Here is a 1,617-nt window from a genome sequence, read left to right as displayed (position 1 = left end):
CTTCTATGTTGTATTCCTAATAATTGAATACTTTTTTATTTGTTATTAACTTTATAAATCAATTAGTTATCTCTTTTCTCTCATTTTTCAAGAAACAATACCCTACCAGACTAAGATGAAAATCCTACTCTATCAACCACTAATCACTTCTATCGTTCCTCGTGGCTTTCTCTTAAATAAAAGCCCTATTAGACAAACTTCTATGAGTTTAACTGCACAGCGGCAGGCAACAATTTACTTCTTCAGAATAATAGGATGGACGCAACAAACTATTAAGAGATGCAGCTCAAGGCTCATCAAATATGAAAAAGGAGTCGTCCAAACTGAAATTTGCCTAACAGGCTTTTATAGGGTATACTAACAACATCTGTCATATTCATATTTCTTCCCTTTTTTCAGCACATTCAAAATTCTGCTTGATAATTTACGGGCGATACGTATAATCGCTTCTTGTGGTTTCATGCGTTTGCAATATTCACCATAGGCGGCTGCCATGACACTGTCATGCCGTATGATTATCCAAGAACTTTCCACCAACATGGGACCGATCTTTTTATTTCCCCTGAATGTTTTCTCGCCGTTACAGGATTTCTCTCCACTGCTATGCATGGTGGGGATAAGTCCTAGATAAGAAGCGAACTTACGCTGGTTGTTAAAGCGGGATATGTCATCTATTTCCGTGAGCAGACACATGGCGGTATTCACTCCTATGCCGGGAATAGAAATAAGAAGGGAATAACGGCCGGCGTACAACGGACTACCGGCTAAATCACGAAGCAGGCGGTTTGCCTTAAGCAGGCTTTGCCTGAATAAGTCAACCTGTTCCAATAACAAATCAAGTCCGATACGGCTGGAGGACAATAAAACCACATCTTCACGTAGCCAAGACATAAAACGTTTAGACCAATGCGTATTAGGACTGGCAAAACAATCGGGCAACTGAACACCATTATTATAAAGCAAATGCTTTACACGCGATTTATAACCACCGAGTTGTTGTTTGAGGGTTTTACGTATGCGTACAACACTACGATTGTCCAGATTTTCTTTCCTGCGAATGTAGATACCTTTAAGTGTGCCGGCCTTTAAAGCTTTGGCAAGCTTCTCCGAATCCACAGGGTCAGACTTCATCACATTCTCGTATTGAGTAGTAGGAACATCAGCCGCATGGATGACCATGCAAGAAATGCCATACTCCTGGAGAGCGTAATAAGTCGAGAAGCCACTAAATCCAGACTCGTAAACGGCTTGATAATTTCCGTTAGGATAATGTTTCTTCAAATGTTCAAAGAGCTCTTTGGCAGAAGACTTTTGAGAATGTTTCTTTTTATAACCCGATTGGGTGAGAATAGTCACGCTCCAAGTCTTCAAATGCACATCAATTCCGATATAGATATTTTGTCCATCGAAATTTATTCCTTTACTTTGTACCATAGGTGTAATAGTTTTAATTACTGATTATTTGTTGATTGTCAATTTCACAAATGTAGTAATTCAATTATTACGCCTATTCTGTTTAAAACAAATCTTCGGTCGGGGAACGCCCAGCGGCAAGGGGCGGGACCACCCGTCCCGACGAGCGTTGGTTTTCAGTGTTTACAAACATAGTAACTATTA

Annotated in this window: 1 protein-coding gene; it reads right to left on the bottom strand. The window is 40.0% G+C overall.

What is annotated here, in order from left to right; all coding sequences use genetic code 11:
• Window positions 1–357: 357 nt before the first annotated feature.
• Window positions 358–1,434, bottom strand: a complete 1,077-nt coding sequence (locus tag HCG69_RS20575; protein ID WP_221651566.1) for an IS110 family transposase — start codon at window positions 1,432–1,434, stop codon at window positions 358–360.
• Between the last annotated feature and the right edge of the window lie 183 nt (window positions 1,435–1,617).

Source organism: Bacteroides sp. K03, assembly GCF_019734355.1.
Taxonomy (GTDB): Bacteria; Bacteroidota; Bacteroidia; order Bacteroidales; family Bacteroidaceae; genus Bacteroides; species Bacteroides nordii.
Note: the sequence above shows the minus strand (reverse complement) of the source record. Positions and strands in the feature narration are given on the sequence as shown.

Excerpts from the sequence above, each read along its gene's own strand:
- HCG69_RS20575 (WP_221651566.1), bottom strand. The coding sequence starts at position 1,434 with ATGGTACAAAGTAAAGGAATAAATTTCGATGGACAAAATATCTATATC.